Annotated in this window: 18 protein-coding genes; 5 read left to right on the top strand and 13 right to left on the bottom strand. The window is 68.1% G+C overall.

Going from position 1 to position 18,042, the window contains the following annotated elements; translation table 11 throughout:
• Positions 1–18 precede the first annotated feature (18 nt).
• The 3 genes from ACPCUW_RS15780 to ACPCUW_RS15770 form a co-directional block, all read right to left on the bottom strand.
• Complete coding sequence (locus tag ACPCUW_RS15780) at positions 19–567, bottom strand: HNH endonuclease (RefSeq protein ID WP_063013127.1); 549 nt, start codon at positions 565–567, stop codon at positions 19–21.
• Positions 568–618: 51 nt separating this feature from the next.
• Complete coding sequence (locus tag ACPCUW_RS15775; protein WP_255401986.1) at positions 619–750, bottom strand: hypothetical protein; 132 nt, start codon at positions 748–750, stop codon at positions 619–621.
• A 283-nt stretch (positions 751–1,033) separates the two neighbouring features.
• Positions 1,034–1,789, bottom strand: a complete 756-nt coding sequence (locus tag ACPCUW_RS15770) for an NAD(P)H-dependent oxidoreductase (protein WP_423425579.1) — start codon at positions 1,787–1,789, stop codon at positions 1,034–1,036.
• A 204-nt stretch (positions 1,790–1,993) separates the two neighbouring features.
• Here ACPCUW_RS15770 and ACPCUW_RS15765 point away from each other — a divergent pair, with 204 nt between their 5' ends.
• Positions 1,994–3,112: a serine hydrolase domain-containing protein gene (locus ACPCUW_RS15765; protein WP_423425578.1), complete on the top strand. Its 1,119-nt coding sequence runs from the start codon at positions 1,994–1,996 to the stop codon at positions 3,110–3,112.
• 151 nt (positions 3,113–3,263) lie between these two features.
• On the opposite strand, the gene ACPCUW_RS15760 is transcribed toward ACPCUW_RS15765, so the two are convergent.
• Entirely contained in the window at positions 3,264–5,447 is a 2,184-nt protein-coding gene (locus tag ACPCUW_RS15760; protein ID WP_423425576.1) for a malate synthase G, read from the bottom strand.
• Between the two features lie 155 nt (positions 5,448–5,602).
• The gene (locus tag ACPCUW_RS15755; protein WP_423425575.1) at positions 5,603–6,685 is read right to left on the bottom strand and encodes a hypothetical protein; all 1,083 of its coding nucleotides are present in this window, start codon (positions 6,683–6,685) and stop codon (positions 5,603–5,605) included.
• A 97-nt stretch (positions 6,686–6,782) separates the two neighbouring features.
• Between ACPCUW_RS15755 and ACPCUW_RS15750 the strand changes: the two genes are divergently transcribed.
• Positions 6,783–7,379, top strand: a complete 597-nt coding sequence (locus ACPCUW_RS15750; protein WP_423425574.1) for a TetR/AcrR family transcriptional regulator — start codon at positions 6,783–6,785, stop codon at positions 7,377–7,379.
• Between the two features lie 140 nt (positions 7,380–7,519).
• Here the strand turns inward: ACPCUW_RS15750 and ACPCUW_RS15745 are convergent, their stop codons facing one another.
• The 3 genes from ACPCUW_RS15745 to ACPCUW_RS15735 all read right to left on the bottom strand — a co-directional run bounded on the left by ACPCUW_RS15745 (position 7,520) and on the right by ACPCUW_RS15735 (position 10,621).
• Entirely contained in the window at positions 7,520–8,233 is a 714-nt protein-coding gene (locus ACPCUW_RS15745) for a hypothetical protein (RefSeq protein WP_423425572.1), read from the bottom strand.
• A 159-nt stretch (positions 8,234–8,392) separates the two neighbouring features.
• The gene (locus ACPCUW_RS15740) at positions 8,393–9,043 is read right to left on the bottom strand and encodes a DUF305 domain-containing protein (RefSeq protein ID WP_423425571.1); all 651 of its coding nucleotides are present in this window, start codon (positions 9,041–9,043) and stop codon (positions 8,393–8,395) included.
• Positions 9,044–10,621 (bottom strand): LVIVD repeat-containing protein, encoded by a 1,578-nt coding sequence (locus ACPCUW_RS15735; RefSeq protein WP_030517711.1) that lies wholly within the window; start codon positions 10,619–10,621, stop codon positions 9,044–9,046.
• A gap of 256 nt (positions 10,622–10,877) precedes the next feature.
• Between ACPCUW_RS15735 and ACPCUW_RS15730 the strand changes: the two genes are divergently transcribed.
• Positions 10,878–11,252, top strand: coding sequence for a hypothetical protein (locus ACPCUW_RS15730; RefSeq protein ID WP_227463122.1), 375 nt, complete (start codon positions 10,878–10,880; stop codon positions 11,250–11,252).
• 56 nt (positions 11,253–11,308) lie between these two features.
• A complete protein-coding gene (locus ACPCUW_RS15725; protein ID WP_030517709.1) occupies positions 11,309–11,782 on the top strand; it encodes a nuclear transport factor 2 family protein in 474 nt (157 codons plus the stop codon).
• Positions 11,783–11,801: 19 nt separating this feature from the next.
• Here the strand turns inward: ACPCUW_RS15725 and ACPCUW_RS15720 are convergent, their stop codons facing one another.
• From ACPCUW_RS15720 to ACPCUW_RS15705, 4 genes are all read right to left on the bottom strand, one after another.
• Entirely contained in the window at positions 11,802–12,704 is a 903-nt protein-coding gene (locus ACPCUW_RS15720; protein WP_423425569.1) for a 3-methyladenine DNA glycosylase, read from the bottom strand.
• Positions 12,701–13,765, bottom strand: a complete 1,065-nt coding sequence (locus tag ACPCUW_RS15715) for a hemolysin family protein (protein WP_423425568.1) — start codon at positions 13,763–13,765, stop codon at positions 12,701–12,703. The genes ACPCUW_RS15720 and ACPCUW_RS15715 overlap by 4 nt, the downstream gene beginning before the upstream one ends.
• Positions 13,758–15,140, bottom strand: coding sequence for a hemolysin family protein (locus tag ACPCUW_RS15710; RefSeq protein WP_064906822.1), 1,383 nt, complete (start codon positions 15,138–15,140; stop codon positions 13,758–13,760). The genes ACPCUW_RS15715 and ACPCUW_RS15710 overlap by 8 nt, the downstream gene beginning before the upstream one ends.
• A 341-nt stretch (positions 15,141–15,481) precedes the next feature.
• On the bottom strand, positions 15,482–16,918 hold the full coding sequence (locus ACPCUW_RS15705; RefSeq protein ID WP_423425566.1) for a GuaB1 family IMP dehydrogenase-related protein: 1,437 nt from the start codon (positions 16,916–16,918) through the stop codon (positions 15,482–15,484).
• A gap of 68 nt (positions 16,919–16,986) precedes the next feature.
• Here ACPCUW_RS15705 and ACPCUW_RS15700 point away from each other — a divergent pair, with 68 nt between their 5' ends.
• The gene (locus ACPCUW_RS15700) at positions 16,987–17,445 is read left to right on the top strand and encodes a PPOX class F420-dependent oxidoreductase (protein ID WP_030517704.1); all 459 of its coding nucleotides are present in this window, start codon (positions 16,987–16,989) and stop codon (positions 17,443–17,445) included.
• Here the strand turns inward: ACPCUW_RS15700 and ACPCUW_RS15695 are convergent.
• Complete coding sequence (locus ACPCUW_RS15695) at positions 17,442–17,969, bottom strand: DUF1992 domain-containing protein (RefSeq protein ID WP_423425564.1); 528 nt, start codon at positions 17,967–17,969, stop codon at positions 17,442–17,444. The two genes, ACPCUW_RS15700 and ACPCUW_RS15695, sit on opposite strands and share 4 nt — an antisense overlap.
• Positions 17,970–18,042 lie beyond the last annotated feature (73 nt).

The following is an 18,042-nucleotide window of genomic DNA, read 5'->3' as shown; positions in this document are numbered from 1 at the left end:
CTGTGCGCCGGTGGCTGTTCACTGTGCGCCCGTGGCGACGAGGTCCTTCCAGATCCGCCGTTGCCGCCGCTGCATGTCGGTGGGCGCCTTGGGTTCCCAGAGCAGTCGCATCCCGGCCTCGTCCGGGGTGCGGTCGGCCTTGCGGGTGTTGCACGGTCCGCAGGCGGCGACCAGGTTGTTCCAGGTATTGGGTCCGCCCCGGCTGCGCGGGCGGATGTGGTCGACGGTGCGGGCCCAGCCGGCGCAGTATCCGCACCGGTGACGGTCCCGCCGCAGCACACCCGCGAGAGTGGCCCGGCTCTCGTCGTGCACGAGCACGCTGTGCTCGAGATAGACGTAGCGCAGCAACCTGATCGTCTGTGGCAGAGCGATTTCCAGATGCTTGGACCGAATCGGGAAATGCGGTTGCCGCTCGGCCACGGTCTCGGCGGTCCCGCTGATCACCAGCACGACCGCGCGATCCGCGCCGATATCGGTCAGCGCCTCGTAGGACGCGTTGAGGACCAGTACCTGGGCGTGTATCCAGTTGTCGGGAGCGAGGGTTCTTTCGGCGTGACGAGACAGCATGGGGGTCACCATGTTTCGTGAAAAAGTGGAACGAGGAGAGGGGGGAGCCGATCAGGCCTGCCGGAAGAGGCGACCGGATTCCCGCTCGGCTTGCCGCAGAATGCTCTGCGACTGCTCGACGCCGGTCGAATGTCGCTGCCCGGCAAGATCGTTCATCTCGTCGCGCATACTCTTCGGATACATCGGCCACCTCCTCCTTCCCGTTACTCGTCGAGTGGCCCCGCCGTGCGGCGGGACCGGTTGATCATCGTTGTCATGGTGACACAGCGTTACCGCCGTTGTCGGGTCATTTTTTCGTCGCCGCAACCGATCCGGTGGGCGACGCGAACCCCCCTTGCCGCAGTTACAGCGCTGGGGGTGTTCGAACTATTCCCTGACCTCGCGGAGTCGTGTGTGTGTTCGGCCATGCGGCGACCGGCGCAGGGGGATCGGATCGGTGGGTTCGGTCTTCAGCCTGGTGCGCATCTCAGCCTGCGCGGTGTAGCCCGAATCCGGTCGCTTCGCAGCCCAAGCCGTCCCGCAGTCGCAGGCTGCGGTCGTAATCGCCGCCGGCCTGGGTGCGGTACGGGATCGGCTCGATCGCGTCGATCCGCGACAATCGCGCCCGCAGGTCGTCGGCGATGGCGGAGAAACGTTCGGAGTCGACCCGGATGGTGCCGTGGACGAGGAACGGGGGCAGCACATCCATGCCGGGGTAGTAGAGGATGCCGTGGTGGATGGGAAAGAGCAGGTCGTCGATGTGACCGTTGATGCCGCGTTCGGAGTAGGCCGGCTCCCGTCCGCCGATGGAGACCACCAGCATGGCCCGCCGCCCGCTCAGCGCGCCCGCACCGTATCGGGGCAGCGCCGTGCTGCCGGATCCGTAGGCGAAGCCGTTGGTGAACACCCGGTCCACCCAGTCCTCGAGGATGGCGGGCATCGAGTACCGCCACAGCGGAAAGTGCAGCAGCACCGCGTCGGTCCACCGCAGTTTGTCCTGTTCAGAGTTGATATCGGCGGCCAGCGTGCCGTTGCTGTACGCCTCGCCGGAGGCCTGCATGAAGGTGCCCGTACCGGACTCACCGAAATCGGCGGTATCGGCCTGCGCCTTCCAGCCCATCGCATACAGATCGCTGACCACGACCTCTTGTCCGGCGCCGCGAAGGTGTTCCACCGCAACATCTTTGAGAGCTCCGGTGAGCGAATCGGGTTCGGGATGCGCATACACGATCAGAATTCGCATATGTGGCGACAACGGTTCGATACCGCCGCGCATTCCCGCGCCCGAGCGCCCGGATGTGTCGCCGACAGGACCGGAATGTGAGATTTGCGTGACAAACTGGTTGAAAAATATTGCGCGGCAATCGAATTGTGGGAGCGGGCGTGCTGATACTCTGTGGCCGAGGGGTCGCCGCAGATCTCCGTCACGACATCTTGGGGGAGTGATATGTCGACAGATCGACGAGTGCTCGAAAACTTGGAGACCGCCACCGTGACGGGCGGGGAGGGCGCATTCGCGCCTTCCAGCGCTGTCGCCGGCAAGCTGGAGGCCATTCGTGCCGAGGCGGGTCTTCCCGCGCTCGCGGCGGCGGTGTGGCGCGAGGGCACCCTGATCGGCTCATGGGCGAGCGGGGTGCGGAAACTGGGAGATCCGACGCCGGTGACGACGGCCGACGAATGGCATCTGGGGTCCGACACCAAGGCGATGACCGCGACGTTGATCGGTCTCCTCGTCGATCGCGGACAACTCGCTTTCTCCGATCGCCTCGACACCGTGCTCGCCGGTGAGACGATCGACCCCGGTTATCGCGCCACCACCATCGAACAGCTGCTCCAGCATCGCGGCGGCGCTCCGGCCACCATGCCCGCCGACATCCGGCAGCGGATGTGGTCCGATGGCGATGCCCCCGACGCCCGGATCCGAGCCGTGCGGTCGCTGCTGAGCCGCCCACCCGCGCAGGCGCCCGGCACGTACGCCTATGCGAACGCCGGCTATCTGATCCTCGGCACAGTGCTGGAACGGATCGCGAAGATGCCGTGGGAGAACATGATTCGGACCGAGCTGTTCGCGAAGCTCGGCATGACGTCGGCCGGCTTCGGACCGCCCGGCAACGGCGACGCCGTCGATCAGCCGTGGGGTCATACGAATGCTGGGAACCCGCTCGTACCTATCGCACCCGCGGATCCGCGCGCGGACAACCCGCCGGCCTACGGACCGGCCGGACGGGTCCATGTCGGTCTCGTGGACTGGGGGAAATTCCTCACCATGCACGTCCGGGGTGCTCGGGGTGAGCCGACCCTGCTATCCGCGGCGACGATGGCGCGTCTGCATCAACCGCCACCGGGTGGCGACTACGCCGCCGGCTGGGGCGTCGTGACCAGGGACTGGGCAGGCGGTGTCGCGCTGACCCATACCGGGAGCAATACGCTGTGGCTGGCGACCACGTGGTTGGGGCCGGCGCGCGACGTCGCCTTCGCGACGGCGACCAACTGCGATGCCGACTCCGCCGGCACGGCGCTGGACGACGCGACCGGCGTACTGATCGAGGCCTTCGCCGGCCGGTGACCGTCGGCGCGTGCGGTCGACGGGCCCAACGTGGCGAACCCGGGCGCACGCCGGTAGCGACGCGTTCGAACGCGAAGCAGCCCCGGTCGTTCGATACGACCGGGGCTGCGACGTCAGCCGTTCGCCGCGACAGGTCGCGACGAGTGTCGGATCAGCCCTTCGCGGCGAGCGCCTTCGCCTCACGGCGGCGGCGGTGCAGGATGGGCTCGGTGTAGCCGTTGGGCTGGCAGGCACCTTCGAGGATCAGTTCCTTGGCGGCCTGGAAGGCGACACTGCCGGCGAAGTCGGGGGCCATCGGCTTGTAGGCGGCGTCACCGGCGTTCTGCCGGTCGACGACGGGCGCCATGCGCTCCAGGCTCTCGACGATCTGCTCCTCGGTGACGATGCCGTGGCGCAGCCAGTTCGCCATCAGCTGGCTCGAAATGCGCAGGGTCGCACGGTCTTCCATGAGCGCGACATCGTTGATGTCGGGCACCTTGGAGCAGCCGACGCCCTGATCGATCCAGCGGACCACGTAGCCCAGGATGGACTGCGAGTTGTTGTCCAGCTCGTTGCGGATCTCCTCGGCCGACCAGTTGGTGTCGGCGGCCAGCGGGATCTCCAGGATCTGGTCGACGGTGGCCCGCGTGCCGCCCTTGGCGATCTCGGCCTGCCGCTTGAACACGTCCACCAGGTGGTAGTGGGTGGCGTGCAGGGTGGCGGCGGTCGGAGAGGGCACCCAGGCGGTGGTGGCGCCGGCGCGCGGGTGGCCGATCTTCTGCTCGAGCATGTCGTGCATCAGATCCGGCATGGCCCACATGCCCTTACCGATCTGCGCCTTGTGCGGCAGGCCGGTGGCCAGGCCCGTGTCGACGTTCCAGTCCTCGTAGGCCAGGATCCACTGCTGCTTCTTCATCTCGGCCTTGCGGATCATCGCGCCGGCCTCCATGGAGGTGTGGATCTCGTCGCCGGTGCGGTCCAGGAAGCCGGTGTTGATGAAGACCACGCGGTCCTTCGCGGCCGCGATGCAGGCCTTGAGGTTGACGGTGGTGCGGCGCTCCTCGTCCATGATGCCGACCTTGAGGGTGTTGTGGGGCAGGCCCAGCACATCCTCGACCCGGCCGAACAGCTCGTTGGCGAAGGCGACCTCGTCGGGGCCGTGCATCTTCGGCTTCACGATGTACACCGAACCGGTGCGCGAGTTGCTGACCTTGGCGTTGCCGTTGAGCGAGTGCACCGCGATCAGCGAGGTGATCAGGCCGTCGAGGATGCCCTCGGGCACCTCGTTGCCCTGCGCGTCGAGGATCGCGTCGGAGGTCATCAGGTGGCCCACGTTGCGGACGAACAGCAGCGAGCGGCCGTGCAGGACCACGTCGTTGCCGTCGAGGCCGGTGTACACCCGGTCCGGGTTCATGGTGCGGGTGAAGGTCTTGCCGCCCTTGCTGACCTCTTCGGCCAGATCGCCCTTCATCAGGCCCAGCCAGTTGTGGTAGCAGAGCACCTTGTCCTCGGCGTCGACCGCGGCGACCGAGTCCTCGAAGTCCATGATCGTGGTGACCGCGGACTCGAGCACGACGTCCTTGACGCCCGCGTCGTCGGTCTTGCCGATCGGTGATTCCGGGTCGATCTGGATGTCGATGTGCAAACCGTTGTGGCGCAGCAGGATCGAGCTCGGCGCGGACGGATCGCCCAGGTAGCCGACCAGGGCCGAGGAATCGGCCAGCCCGATGTCGGTGCCGTCCTCGAGGGTGACCTCGAGTTCACCGTCGACGATCTTGTAGGCCTTGGAGCCGACGTGCGAGCCGGTGATCAGCGGCACGGCGTCGTCGAGGAAGTTGCGCGCCCACTCGATGACCTTGTCGCCGCGGACCTTGTTGTAGCTGGTGCCCTTCTCCGCGCCGTTGGCCTCGGAGATGGCGTCGGTGCCGTAGAGCGCGTCGTAGAGCGAGCCCCAGCGCGCGTTGGCGGCGTTGATGGCGAAGCGCGCGTTGCTCACCGGCACGACCAGTTGCGGGCCGGCGGTGGTCGCGATCTCGTCGTCGACGTTCTGGGTGCCGATGGCGAAATCGGCGGGCTCTTCGCGCAGGTAGCCGATCTCGGCGAGGAACTTCTTGTAGGCGGCCTTGTCGTAGCCCTTGCCCGGGTTCTCGGCGTGCCAGGCGTCGAGTTTGCCCTGGATCTCGTCGCGTTCGGCCAGCAGGGCGCGGTTGCGGGGAGCGAGGTCATTGATGACGCTCTCCGCACCGGTCCAGAACGCGGCGGAATCTACGCCGGAGCCGGGGAGCGCCTCGTTCTCCACGAAATCGTGAAGAACCTTGGCCACCTGGAGCCCGCCGACCTGAATCCGCTCTGTCATCTACTGCCTCATTTCGAGAAAGCCGGATGGAAAAAGTACGCCTGTCATGTTACCCATGGGTAGTTGCGTGGTCGCGGTCGGCATCGATTGAGCAGGCCCGATTGTATCGTGGGCCACAACTGCGGTCGGCTGCCCCGGGTCGTCTCCGGGGGCGATCAGGCCGTCCGGGCGAGGTGTGCGGGTTCGGTGTCGTGCGCGGGATCGGGAAGGTGGCGGGTGCCCCGGGGGACAGTCGCCAGCAACAAGCCGCCTACGGCCCAGCAGCTCAGCACCGCCAGTGCCGCTGCCGAGCCCGCACCGCCGAAATAGGCGGTCGAGCGCAGCGCGGTGGCGGCCGCGCCGGGCGGCAGCAGTGTTCCCAGGGTGCCCCAGCCGGTCGGCAGCAGTTCCGGTGCGGACATGGCGCCGGAGAGTGGAATACCCAGTGCGACAAAGGTTGCCGCGCCCACGCCGAGTCCGGCGAGGCCGAGCACGGCGCGCAGGCCGAGGAGTGCGAGTGCGATCGCGCCGATGGCCAGGGCGACCACTCCCGCGTTGGCGAGGTAATTTCCGGTCAGCACGTCGAGCCAGGTGTGCAGTACGGCGGTGACGGCGAATCCGGCGATGAGCGCGACGGCCACGGCCGCGCCGATCCGGGCGGTGCGGCCCAGCGCCGGCAGCGACAGGGCGGCGCCGGTCAACAGGCCGCCGATGACCATGGGGACCAGAGTGAGGCCGAATACCGCGCCGTGCGGGTCGGCGGCAGGCGTGGCGACGACATCGGTGACCACCGGCGCCGGCGAAAGCTGTTGCGGCATCGGGGTGCTGGGTGCGGGTTGGCCCGCGGCAGGACTACCGGGCTGCGGCGACTGCCCGGAATTCGTCTGCGGCGCAGCGGATCGGCTCATGCTCCGGGCGGCATCGGTCAGGGCTTGGGCGACGGCCGGGCCGGCTGCGGAGGCGGTCAACACCTCCGGTCCGTTCGCGCCGATCACGATGGCGCCGTAGATATCGCGATCCTCGATGGCCTGAACGGCCGTCGTGCGGTCGGGATACGTCGTCGTGTCGATCGCCGAATCGCCGAGCGCGCCGAGACCCTGGCGCACCTGTTCGACGGCGGGGGCCGGGCCGGCCAGCCCGACCGGGAGGTGACGTGGGGCCAGGTTGGAGGTCGGCCAGGCGAAGGCCATGACCAGCACGGTGATCAGGGCGGACAGGGCCAGAGCCGGTCCGAGAACGGTGGCGGGCGACGGTCGCATCGCAACTCCAAAGAGAAGGAACGTTCTTTTTGTATTTCGAGCATGCGCCCGCGGCTGGGAGATTGTCAAGAACGAACGTTCTTTTTATGATGCGGACATGCCGCGACTGACCGAACAGCGTCGCACCGCCCGGCGAGACCAGCTGATCGCTGCCGCCGTGCGCTGTGTGGCCCGGGAGGGATTCCACAAGACGACGATGTCGGCGGTGATCGCCGAATCGGGGATGTCGGCGGGGGCGGTCTACGGCTATTTCGCATCCAAGAACGACATCATCCGCGCGATCGCCGACTCCGTGCTCGGCCGGATGACGGCGAATCTGGCTCGGCTCACCGAGGGGGCGACGCCGGTGGCGCCGATCGATGCGCTGGAGTCGGTGCTCGGGCAGATCGCGGATCTGGCTCGCGACGGTGACATTCCGCGCGTCGCGGTGCAGGCGTGGGCGGAGGCCGGGCGGGACGAGGTGGTGGCCGGGATCGTCCGTGAACGCCTGGCTCAAGTCCGGGACGCCTGGCGGGAATTGCTCCTGCGCGCCCGTGAGGCCGGATTGCTCTCCGCCGCAGCCGATATCGACGCGCTCGCCCAGGTCATGCTCGGCGCGATGATGGGCTTCCTGCAGCAGTACCTGTTGATGGGCGACGTACGCCCGGATTCCTACGCTGCCGCCTATCGCAGTCTGGCGGGCGCCGGAGAGTAGGCGAACCGATCGTGAGATTCGTCGGCACGGTGCCGGGAGCTCGCGGCATGCCATCGTGAGCCGCCGGGTTTCGGGTCAGGCGGGAAGCTGACCACTGCCGTCGGGCAGCCAGGAGTTGCCGGACTGACCGGCAGGGGAGATTACCGCCGGGGCTCGACCCACAGCGCTTCGGCCAGGACCCGCAGATCGCCCTTCAGCGTCGAAATGGCCACGCCGACAGTGTGTTTGCGCCCGGAGGCGGCGATCGGCCAGGACCAGACCAGGTACTTCTCCCCGGCGCGAACCGGTCCGATGCGACGGGTGGTGAGGGCGGCCGTGACGCCCCCGGGGCGCATTCCGGACAGTTCGATGGCTGCCCAGCCGCCGGGGCAGTCGACGGCCGACCAGATGTTCTCCGTGGTCAGATGCCCTCCGGGCCCGGCCAATTCGGCATCGGGAACCCAGGCGGCCGCGACGAGATCGTGGTCGCGCATCCGCCAGGGATACAGTCGCAGGCCCCGGCCCGGTGCATTCGCGGTGCCGCAGCCGTAGCAGTCGGGAATGGGCCGGCCCGCGGCGAACGAGTCGCGAGATGCGACAACCGCCTCTTCCCATGCGGGTGGCGGGGTGACGGCCAATTCCACCGAACCCGGGCTCGCCTCGGCGAGGATTGTGCCGTCGGAATCGGTGAGCACACTGCCGGATTCGGAATCGGTGATCAGGACCGGGGTGCGCACCGGAACACCGCGCCGGAAGTCGACGCGCACCTCACCGCCGACGCGATCGGCGAGCATGCCCGCCACGTAGCCGCCGAACGCCAGATCCGGATAACCGTGGATATGCGTGGGAATGGTGATCGCCGTACCGACAGTCATCCGCGTCCGAACCTCTCGATTGTGTGCCGACCCAGGGACCATAGCGGCACCCACCGACATCCTCGGGTCCGCCGGACGATCCGCACCGGACCGGCCCTCTCGCCGCGGCCGCCGAACCTGCGGACAAGGAAGTGGTCGACCATGGCCGCCGGAATCGGCCTAGGGGAGTGGTTGCGCCCCGCGCTGGTTCAGCATCAGCGCGATCAACCCGGTCTCCTGGCTCTGGGCGACGAGCATGGCCCGGGCCTGCTCCTTCACCGGGCCGGAGGCGATCTGCCGGTCGGCGGCGCGAGCCATCGCGATGCCGCCCTCGTGATGGCGGTACATCAGTTGCAGGAAAAGGATTTCCGCGTCACGCCCCCGGGCGGCCGAGAGCCGGTCCAGTTCGGCCGTGCTCGCCATTCCCGGCATGCCGGCCGCCGACGCGGTGGTGGCGGGCCCGCTCGCCGCGTGATGGTGTGCGGAAACCGTATCCGCGCTCATCCATGCCATCGGGTGATCCGACATCGGGGCGGCGTTCGCCAGGCGCAGCCATCCGAGCATCGTGCCGATCTCCACCCGCTGCGACTGGTCGATCTGCTGTGCCAGCCGCAGTACCTGTGGGTCGACCCCGGGGTCCAGACGCTGCACCATCTGGATCGCCTGCTGATGGTGAGCGGTCATATCCTGGGCGAATCCGATTTCGGTGGCGTCGAGAACCGGTGCGGCGGTGTGGTTCTCGGGCAGGACGATCGGCCGCAGCGCGGCGCCGATCACCAACAGGATCAACGCCGCCGCCGCAGAGGAGCCCCAGCGCAGCCACCGCGACATCTAGGACCCCACGATCGAATGCTGGTCGGCCGGTGGTGAATACACGTCGTTGTCCAGCTGCAACACCATGAATCCGTTGTCGTTGCAGGAGGTCCACAACTGGCTGCCGTGCCATTCCGGAGGCGCGAAACACCAGTCGGAGGACACGTCACCGAAGGCCAGCATCCCGGTGCGCGGTGACAGGGCCTGGGCCGGATCGAATTTCCCGTCCAGAATGGCGCGCGCCACCGAAAAGCCTTCCAGCGCCGGTGGTCCGATCAGCGAACCCAGTGCGTGCGGCGAGTTCCACAGTTGCAGATTCTGTCCGGTGCGGGCGGGCGGATTGAAGTAGGCGATCTCGTGCACCTGGAACGGATCGCGCACATCGAACACCCGGATGCCGGACGATTCCCACCCGCAGGCCAGTGCCGTCGGATTCTCGGGACGGTCGGCCGCGCAGTAGTGCGGGTCGTAGGAGAACACCGAACCGCCCATCGAGGAGGCGAGCATGCTGTCCTGATTCTCCGGCAGATCGATCCGCAACTTGATCTTCTCGACCACCTTGGGGTTGTTCTCGTCGGAGATGTCGACCAGTTTCACCCCGCCAGCTCCCGCCTCGTCGACGGTGAACAGATACGGTGTGCCGTCGTAGCTCACCGGCACGCTGTGCTGGGTTGCCCAGCCGTCGGTCCAGAACACCCGGCCGATGTGGTTGACCTGCGGATTCGGATCGCGCCGCTGAACCGCGCTGATATCGAGCACCGTGAATCCGCCCAGCGCCGACAGATACATGCGGTTGCCGTCGGGACTGATGCCGAAGCCGTGCGCCTCGATGCCGGTGAGCCCCTGCCAGATCACGTGCGGATTCGCCGGATCGGTGAGGTCGACCGCGCTGACGAAGCCGGGTGCGATGCCCGAGGCCCAATAGGTCCGGCCGTCGGGGGAGAAGCCGCCCTCGTGAGTGGTGATGGGCAGGGGCATGGCCAGGTTGGTGCCCGGCCCCGGATTGAGCAGCCGCGGATGCGCGCAGTCGGAGATGTCGTAGACCGACAGGTAGCCGGTACCCTCCAGGAACGGAACTCCGGTGCCCACCAGCAGTTTTCGCGCGGTGTTGACCTTCAGGCTCTCCCAGGTTCCGGCCATCATCGCCGGTTCGGTGAGGGTGGTGCTCAACACCGGATGCGCCGGATCGGAGGCGTCGATCACCTGCACGCCCTGGGCGGGACCGAGCAGATCGCCGGGGAAGAACGAGCCGGTGTAGGAGCAGTGGTCGTAGGTGGTCGAGGTGATGCCGGCGCCGTGGCCGGCATATCCGCCGACGAACGACATATTGCAGCTGTAGCCCTGTGTGCTGCGGCCGGAGGCGCGGTCGGCGGCCGGAACATCGCCCTGCATACCGGTTTCCGGTCGCGAGCCCGGGCCGCAGTCGGCCGGGGGCACCGCGACCTTGCCGATATCGAGGAATTGCTGCACCTGGGTGGCGATATCGGATTGCAGATCCGCCGACGCGCCGCCGACCGGCAGAATCGCGGCCGCGAGTAGGGCCGCGGCCGCGGCGATGAGTGGTTTGGGCGTGCGCCTGCTCGACCTCCGCGCCATTGCGGGACCCCCACCTTCCACAGTGAAACGGGTTACGCGTCCCGCGCGCGGAGGTAGTCGGTACCGCCGGTTGCGGGCAATGCATCGAAACGGTAACCCACCCACCTTCTCATCGGGTCTGTTTTCGGGGAAAGCCGTCCGGGGCCACCGAGCTGTTGCGCCACAGCAACACGTGAGACAAACTCTGCGAATGGGAATGAAACACGTTGCAGTCATATCGGGTGCGGTGGCTGCCGCGTTGAACGCTGGAGTGGGAATGGCTGCGGCAGCACCGAATCCGGCCGATACGCCCCGGCAGGCCGTCGCCCGCGCGTATATCGATGCGCTGGTCTCACACGATGCGAGCGCGGTGCCGTTCGCGCCGGACGCCACCCGTGTCGAAGCCGGGTTGAAGACGGGCTATTCGGGCCCGCAATTGACACAGGAACTGAATCACGGCGTCCAGTATTCGGTGATTCAGGACATTCGCGATCTGCGGATGACCGAATGCGGTGATGTGGTGACCGCGCGCTATCTGCTCGACTCCGGTGTCGCCGGGGTGCGGTTGATGACCGTCGACATCACCGAAACCTTCGTCATTCCCGACGGCACCATTCACACCATCAACGCCACCATCGACCCGGTGGTGTAACCGCGCGCGGCGCGGGACCGGAAAGCAACCGAAAATCCGGAGAGCGAGGAAAAGGTATGTCCGACAACGATGATCCGCGCGCGGTCGTGCGGCGGCTGTGGGCGGCGCTGGCCCGGCGCGACTGGGACGCGGTGGCCGCATCGCTCACCGAGGACTGCATCTACCTCGACGTGCCGACCGGTCCCACGCTGGCCGCGAAGGGGCCGGCCGATACCGTCAAACGCCTGCGCATCGGACTGGCCGGGCTGTCCGAATACACCAATCACGACGGGCTGCTGGTCGCCGACGGCCCGGACGTGATCTACGAGCACTCCGAAACCTGGGTGTGGCCGACGGGCGAGCGCGCCGAGTTGCCGTTCGTCTCCGTGCACCGGGTCCGCGACGGGCGCGTCTCGCTGTGGAAGGACTACTGGAACTTCGAAACCCTCACCGCGGCAGCGCCGCCCACGTGGCTGGCGGATTTCGCGGCGGCGGATATGTCGTGGATCTACGACGCCACGGCGGAATTGAGTATCCGCCGCGCGAACTGAGCCGCTCGGCGCCGTCCGCTCAGGACGGCCCGAGCAGTGCCCGGCAACGGCCGAGCAGTTCGGTGCGCAACGGCTCCGCCCGCCGGGCCAGCTCGGACTGGGCGCGAACGTATTCGGCACGGCCGCCGGGGGTTTCGATGGCGATCGGCCGGTAGCCGTAGTCGGTGAGGTCGTACGGGCTGGCGCGCATATCGATTTCGCGGGCGGCGCAGGCCAGGGCGAAGCAGTCCAGCAGCAGATCCGAATCGATCAGCGGGACCAGCTTGAATGCCCACTTGTACAGATCCATTCCCGCGTGCAGGCAGCCGGGCTGTTCCCGGCGGATCTGGACGTCGCGGGTGAGTTGTTCGATATTACGCGGCGCCGCCTCGGGGGTGAAGAAGCGGAAGGCGTCGAAGTGCGTGCAGCGCAACGACATCGAATCGACCACGGCGTCGGTGCCGGCACGGCCGAGCCGCAGCGGGACCTGCCGGTGGCGCACATCGTCGCTGCGGTAGACCATCGCCCATTCGTGTAATCCGAAGCAGGACAGTTGCGCCGGCCGTGCTGCGGTGGCTGCCAGCAGGGCCGTGACGAATTCGACGGTGTCGCGGCGGCGGTCGAGAAAGGCCGGGTCGGCGGTATGGACCGGGCCGGCGGCCGTCTCGACGCGGTGATAGCCGCGGCGCTGCGCGTACTCCTCGGCATCGGCCAGAGCCACGCCGAAACCCGGATGCCAGCGGCGCAACTGGGCCGGTTTGTGCCCGTAATAGGTGAACAGGAAGTCGATCACCGGATGTTTGCGGCCGTCGGCGCGTTGCCGCAGGTACGGGCCGACCATCTCGTCGACCCGGTCCCGATGCGCCTGCGCCCGGTTCCGCCACTGCGTCGGCGGCAGCACCCGAAGGTCCTGCGCCGCAGCCGGTGTCGCGTCCACGGTCATTCCGCCACCCGGTGGGTGGCATCGCGCACGGTGCCCACGAACTCTTCCACCAGATCCTCGAGGGCGACGATGCCGACGGTATTGCCGCGGGTGTCGATGACCCGGCCCAGATGGCTGTTGGTGCGGCGCAACCGGGCCAGCGCCTCGTAGAGCGTGGTGCCCATGCTCAGCGTCGGCAGCGGCCGGATATCGGTGCGCGGGATCGGGGTCGACGGCCCGGCCGAATCGTCGGCCACCTTGTCCAGCACGTCCTTGACGTGCAGATAGCCCACCAGGGAGCCGTCGCCGGCGCGCACCGGATAACGGGAGAAGCCGGTCTCGGCGACCGCGGCTTCGATATCGCCCAGGGTGGTGCCGTCGCCGCGCAGCGGCACGCAGCGCGTCGTGGCCAGCGGCACCATCACATCGGCGACGATGCGGTCGGTGGTGCCCAGCGCCTGGGTGAGACGGCGATGCTCTTCCTCGTCGATGAGACCTTCCGAGCGGGATTCGCCGATCATCTCCGCCAGCTCCACCGACGACACGGTCGCGTCGAGCTCGTCCTTGGGCTCGATGCGCAGCGCGCGCAGGGTGAGATTGGCCGCCAGGTTGTACAGGCCGATCAGGGGACGGGCCAGGCGCAACCACCACAGCATGATCGGCACCAGCAGCAACGCCACCCGCTCCGGCCCGGCCAGGGCGATGTTCTTCGGAATCATCTCGCCCATCAGCATGTGCAGGATCACCACGAGGCCCAGGGCCAGCGCGAATCCCACCGGATGCAGCAGCTGATCCGGCACGCCGACCAGGTCGAACGGGCGCTCGAGCAGATGCGCGATCGCCGGTTCGCCGATGCGGCCCAGCAGCAGCGAACAGATGGTGATGCCCAGCTGGGCGGCGGCCAGCATCATCGACAGATGCTCGGCCGCGCCGATCACCGTGCCGGCTCCCCGTTTACCTTGGGCGGCAAGGGTTTCCAGCCGGTCACGGCGGGCGGAGATGAGCGCGAACTCCGCGCCGACGAAGAAGGCGTTGGCGCCGAGCAGAACGACGGTCAGCATCAGTCCGAACAGATCACCCATGGCTGAGCTCCCACGTCGTCACCGCATCGGCGTCCACCGGCTGCAGCAGCACCCGGTCGATGCGTCGTCCGTCCATGCGTTCCACCCGGGCCAGCCAGCCGCCGTGGGTGTGCGGCTGCATCGCGTGCCCGTTGGTTGCGCTCGGGGTGGGCAGCAGCACCTCGTCGCCGGCCAGCGGAATCCGGCCCAGGGTGGTCAGGACCAGTCCGCCGAGGGTGTCGTATTCGCCCTCGGGCGCGTCGTATCCGGTGGCCCGGGACACCTCGTCGATGCGCAGCAGCCCGGAACAGTTCCAGCCCAGGGCGGTGCGGCGCACGTCGAGTTCCTCCTCGTCGTGCTCGTCGCGGACGTCGCCGAGGATCTCCTCGATGATGTCCTCCATGGTCACCAGGCCCGCGGTGCCGCCGTATTCGTCGACGACCAGCGCGAGCTGCATGCCGTCCGCCCGTACCCGTTCCAGCACGGTGTCGCCGTCGAGGCTGGCGGGCACGATCGGCACCGGCCGCGCGATCGAGGACAGCGCGATGGTGCCGCGCTGCGCGACCGGATACAGGAATGTCTGTTTGACGTGCACGATGCCGAGGGTGTTGTCCAGATCGCCGTCGATGACCGGGAAACGGGACAGGCCGGTGCGGCCGGCGGCGGCGATGAGGTCGCTGATGGTGTCGTTCTGATCCAGTGTTTCGATCTTCACCCGCGGCGTCATCAGATCCTCGGCGCTGCGCTCACCGAACAGCAGCGAGCGGTCCACCACGAGGGCGGTGCGCTGATCGAGCGAGCCCCGCATCGCGGAGGTGCGCACCAGCGAACCCAGCTCCTGCGGCGAGCGTGCCGACCGCAGTTCCTCGGCCGGTTCGATGCCCAGCCGGCGCACCGCCCAGTTCGCGGCGCCGTTGAGCAGTTTGATCAGCCAGGAGAAGACCGTGGTGAACACGATCATCGGACCGGCCGTCCAGCGCGCGGTCGTCAGCGGTTTGGCGATCGCGATGTTCTTGGGGACCAGCTCGCCATAGGTCATCGACAGCGAGGTCGCCAGCACCAGCGCGATGAACAGGGAAACGCCCTGCGCGGTCCCGGGGCCCGCGCCGAGCGCGGTGCAGATCGGCTCGATGAGCCGGGCCAGCACCGGTTCGGCGATATAACCGGTGACCAGGGTGGTGATGGTGATGCCGAGCTGGGAGCCCGACAGCTGGAACGACAGGGTGCGGTGCGCGTGGCGGACCTGGCGCGCGCGACGATCGCCCTCGCGGGCGTGCGCTTCGACGGTGCTGCGCTCGAGTGCGGTGAGCGAGAATTCGGCAGCGACGAAGATCGCCGTGCCCGCGGTGAGCGCGATGAATCCCAGCAGGCTGACGATGGTGAGCACTACGGACACGATCGGCACCGCCCACCGGGTAACGGAGGATCTGCGGAGACGGAGGCGCCGGGTTGGTCACCCGGCTCGGTAGAGGAGCCCTCCTGTGTGGCGCCCTCGGACGCGGGTGACAACTGGTTCCTTTCGCAAGTGGACGAGCCGAACTAAACGCAATGCCGGTCGGCGGAGGTCCGCCGGTCGGCACAGCCTATGTTACCGGGATCTTCGCGGCGACCGAGCGGCGCGGCGCGCCGCGACCCCTCCGGTGGGGCGGATCGGGCTCGCGGCGAACGCGGAGACGCCCGGTGTGTGCCGGATCCTGCCGGATCGCCCTCCGCGAGCCGCGCCGAGTGTGGTGAGCCTCACCACCCCGAGGGCAGCGGGCGTCCTTCCGCGAAACCGGCGGCCGACTGCACGCCGAGGACCGCCTTCTCGTGCAGTTCGGCGAGCGTGCGGGCCCCGGCGTAGGTGCAGGCGCTGCGCACACCCGAGCAGATGTGGTCGATGAGGTCCTCGACGCCGGGACGTTCCGGGTCCAGTCGCATCCGGGAGGAGGAGATGCCCTCTTCGAACAGCGCCTTGCGGGCGCGATCGAATCCACTGTCGGCGGCGGTGCGGGCGGCCACGGCGCGCTTGGAGGCCATGCCGAAGCTCTCCTTGTAGGCGTTGCCGTCGCGGTCCATGCGCAGATCACCGGGCGATTCATAGGTACCGGCGAACCAGGAGCCGATCATCACGTTCGACGCGCCCGCGGCCAGCGCCAGCGCCACGTCGCGGGGATGGCGGACTCCGCCGTCGGCCCAGATGTGCACGCCGAGATCCTTTGCGGCCGTGGCACATTCGGCGACCGCGGAAAACTGCGGGCGGCCGACACCGGTCATCATGCGGGTGGTGCACATGGCGCCCGGGCCCACGCCGACCTTGACGATGTCGGCCCCGGCCTCGGCCAGATCGCGGGTTCCGGCCGCGGAGACCACATTGCCCGCCACCAGCGGCACGCCCAGTTTCAGGTCCGCCACCGCGCGCAGGGACTCGAGCATCTTCTCCTGGTGGCCGTGGGCGGTATCGATGACCAGGACGTCTGCGCCGGCGTCGACCAGCGCCTTCGCCTTGCCCGGGATATCGCCGTTCACACCGACCGCGGCCGCGATGCGCAGCGTGCCGTTCCGGTCCACGGCCGGGGTGTAGATGCCGTCGCGGACCGCGCCGGTGTGCGTCATGACACCGGCCAGGGTGCCGTCGTCGTGGACCAGCACCGCGAGGGTCGCGTGCGCCGCCTCGAGCAGGCCGAAGATCTCGCGCGGGGAGGTGGTCGCGGCGGCGCTGACGAAATCGGCGTCGGCGACCGTGCGCAACCGCGCGAATCGGTCGACATCGGCACAGGCGGATTCGGTGACGACGCCGACCGGCTTGTCGTTCTCGACGATGACCACGGCGCGATGGGCGCGCTTGTGGATCAGGGCCAACGCGTCCGACACCGAATGATCCGGCCCGAGGGTGACCGGGGTGTCGGCGGTGAGGGAACGGCTCTTGACGAAGGAAATGGTGTCGGAGGCCGCGCTGATCGGCAGATCCTGCGGCAGCACCACGATGCCGCCGCGGCGCGCGACCGTTTCGGCCATGCGGCGTCCGGCGACCGCGGTCATGTTCGCGACCACGATGGGGATGGTAGTGCCGGTTCCATCGCTGGTGGACAGGTCCACATCGAACCGCGACGACACATCGGTGCGATTGGGCACGAGGAACAGATCGTCGTAGGTGAGGTCGTACGGCGGCGTGTGTCCTGGGAGAAACTGCACTCCGGCCATTGTAGGGGAATCGATCATGGCAGGGTGGTTGCGAGAGGACCGTCGAGAAAGGATCGCCCATGCCAAGGATCGCGACCGCCACGGAGGTCGACCGGACCGAACTGCTCGACTTCGCCCGCCAGCGTCATCGCGGTGTCCTGGTCACCACGCGCGCCGACGGCGCCCCGCAGATGTCGCCGGTGACCTGCGGCGTCGACGAGGCGGGCCGGATCGTGATCTCCACCTACCCCGGACGGGCCAAGACCCGCAACGCGCGCCGCGATCCGCAGGTGTCGATCTGTGTGCTGTCCGACGACTGGGACGGTCCGTACGTCCAGATCGACGGGCGTGCCGAGGTACTCGACATGCCGGAAGCGCTGGACGGACTGGTGGACTACTACCGCTGTATCGCGGGCGAGCATCCCGATTGGGAGGACTACCGCGCGGCGATGGCGCGGCAGAACAAATCGCTGATCCGCATCGAGGTCGAGCGGTGGGGGCCGGTCGCCACCGGTGGATTCCCGCCGTCTCAGGACTAGGCGGCGCCGGGGCGGTCGCGGCGAAGCAGTCGGCGCCACCACCGCGGGCGGCCGTCCCGGTGTCGCGTGGAAGTGGTTGCGAGAGAGTCTTTTCCGCTGGGGGCGGCCGTTCGTTGCCGGGTGTGCCGGTCGGCGCGCCAGCGCGCCACGACCTCGTCGGCTCGGGCGGGTGCGAGGCGGACGTGGGGGCCGTGCGGCATCCGGATCCATTCCACGATGCGGATGTTGAGATCGGACACATAGGCGCGGACCTCGGCCTCGGAATCCATCTCCGCGACCCGCTCGGGTAACCGCTCCAGATCGCGGCGCAGCACCAATGAGGTCGGCAGCAGCGCCTCGCCGCCCACACCTTCGCGGCGCAGGTAGTTGTTCAGCCACCAGTTCTCGTCGTAGGGCTCGCCCACGCCGGGCAGCGGTTTGCCGGTTCCGGCCAGATTGTCGAATTCACCGCGTTCGGTGGCCTCGCGGATCTGCTTGTCGATCCAGGATTCGAAACCCATGCCGGCCGGTTTGCGTTCGGTCAAGTGCGCCTCCTCGCAGTGCCGGAGTGCTTACCCGATCGTAACGCGTTGGGACATAACGGACATCGAGGGGTGT

The sequence above is a fragment of the Nocardia sp. AB354 genome (genome assembly GCF_049538315.1).
GTDB lineage: Bacteria > Actinomycetota > Actinomycetes > Mycobacteriales > Mycobacteriaceae > Nocardia > Nocardia nova.
The sequence above is the reverse complement of the archived record's forward strand: the minus strand, read 5'-3'. Positions and strand labels throughout refer to the sequence as shown.

What these genes read in the sequence shown, in the direction of transcription:
- ACPCUW_RS15730 (WP_227463122.1), top strand. Translation starts at nt 10,878, where the DNA reads ATGGCTGCGGCAGCACCGAATCCGGCCGATACGCCCCGGCAGGCCGTC.
- ACPCUW_RS15735 (WP_030517711.1), bottom strand. Translation starts at nt 10,621, where the DNA reads ATGGCGCGGAGGTCGAGCAGGCGCACGCCCAAACCACTCATCGCCGCG.
- ACPCUW_RS15770 (WP_423425579.1), bottom strand. Translation starts at nt 1,789, where the DNA reads ATGCGAATTCTGATCGTGTATGCGCATCCCGAACCCGATTCGCTCACC.
- ACPCUW_RS15725 (WP_030517709.1), top strand. Translation starts at nt 11,309, where the DNA reads ATGTCCGACAACGATGATCCGCGCGCGGTCGTGCGGCGGCTGTGGGCG.
- ACPCUW_RS15750 (WP_423425574.1), top strand. Translation starts at nt 6,783, where the DNA reads ATGCCGCGACTGACCGAACAGCGTCGCACCGCCCGGCGAGACCAGCTG.
- ACPCUW_RS15720 (WP_423425569.1), bottom strand. Translation starts at nt 12,704, where the DNA reads ATGACCGTGGACGCGACACCGGCTGCGGCGCAGGACCTTCGGGTGCTG.
- ACPCUW_RS15775 (WP_255401986.1), bottom strand. Translation starts at nt 750, where the DNA reads ATGTATCCGAAGAGTATGCGCGACGAGATGAACGATCTTGCCGGGCAG.
- ACPCUW_RS15700 (WP_030517704.1), top strand. Translation starts at nt 16,987, where the DNA reads ATGCCAAGGATCGCGACCGCCACGGAGGTCGACCGGACCGAACTGCTC.
- ACPCUW_RS15765 (WP_423425578.1), top strand. Translation starts at nt 1,994, where the DNA reads ATGTCGACAGATCGACGAGTGCTCGAAAACTTGGAGACCGCCACCGTG.
- ACPCUW_RS15780 (WP_063013127.1), bottom strand. Translation starts at nt 567, where the DNA reads ATGCTGTCTCGTCACGCCGAAAGAACCCTCGCTCCCGACAACTGGATA.
- ACPCUW_RS15755 (WP_423425575.1), bottom strand. Translation starts at nt 6,685, where the DNA reads ATGCGACCGTCGCCCGCCACCGTTCTCGGACCGGCTCTGGCCCTGTCC.
- ACPCUW_RS15740 (WP_423425571.1), bottom strand. Translation starts at nt 9,043, where the DNA reads ATGTCGCGGTGGCTGCGCTGGGGCTCCTCTGCGGCGGCGGCGTTGATC.
- ACPCUW_RS15760 (WP_423425576.1), bottom strand. Translation starts at nt 5,447, where the DNA reads ATGACAGAGCGGATTCAGGTCGGCGGGCTCCAGGTGGCCAAGGTTCTT.
- ACPCUW_RS15745 (WP_423425572.1), bottom strand. Translation starts at nt 8,233, where the DNA reads ATGACTGTCGGTACGGCGATCACCATTCCCACGCATATCCACGGTTAT.
- ACPCUW_RS15715 (WP_423425568.1), bottom strand. Translation starts at nt 13,765, where the DNA reads ATGGGTGATCTGTTCGGACTGATGCTGACCGTCGTTCTGCTCGGCGCC.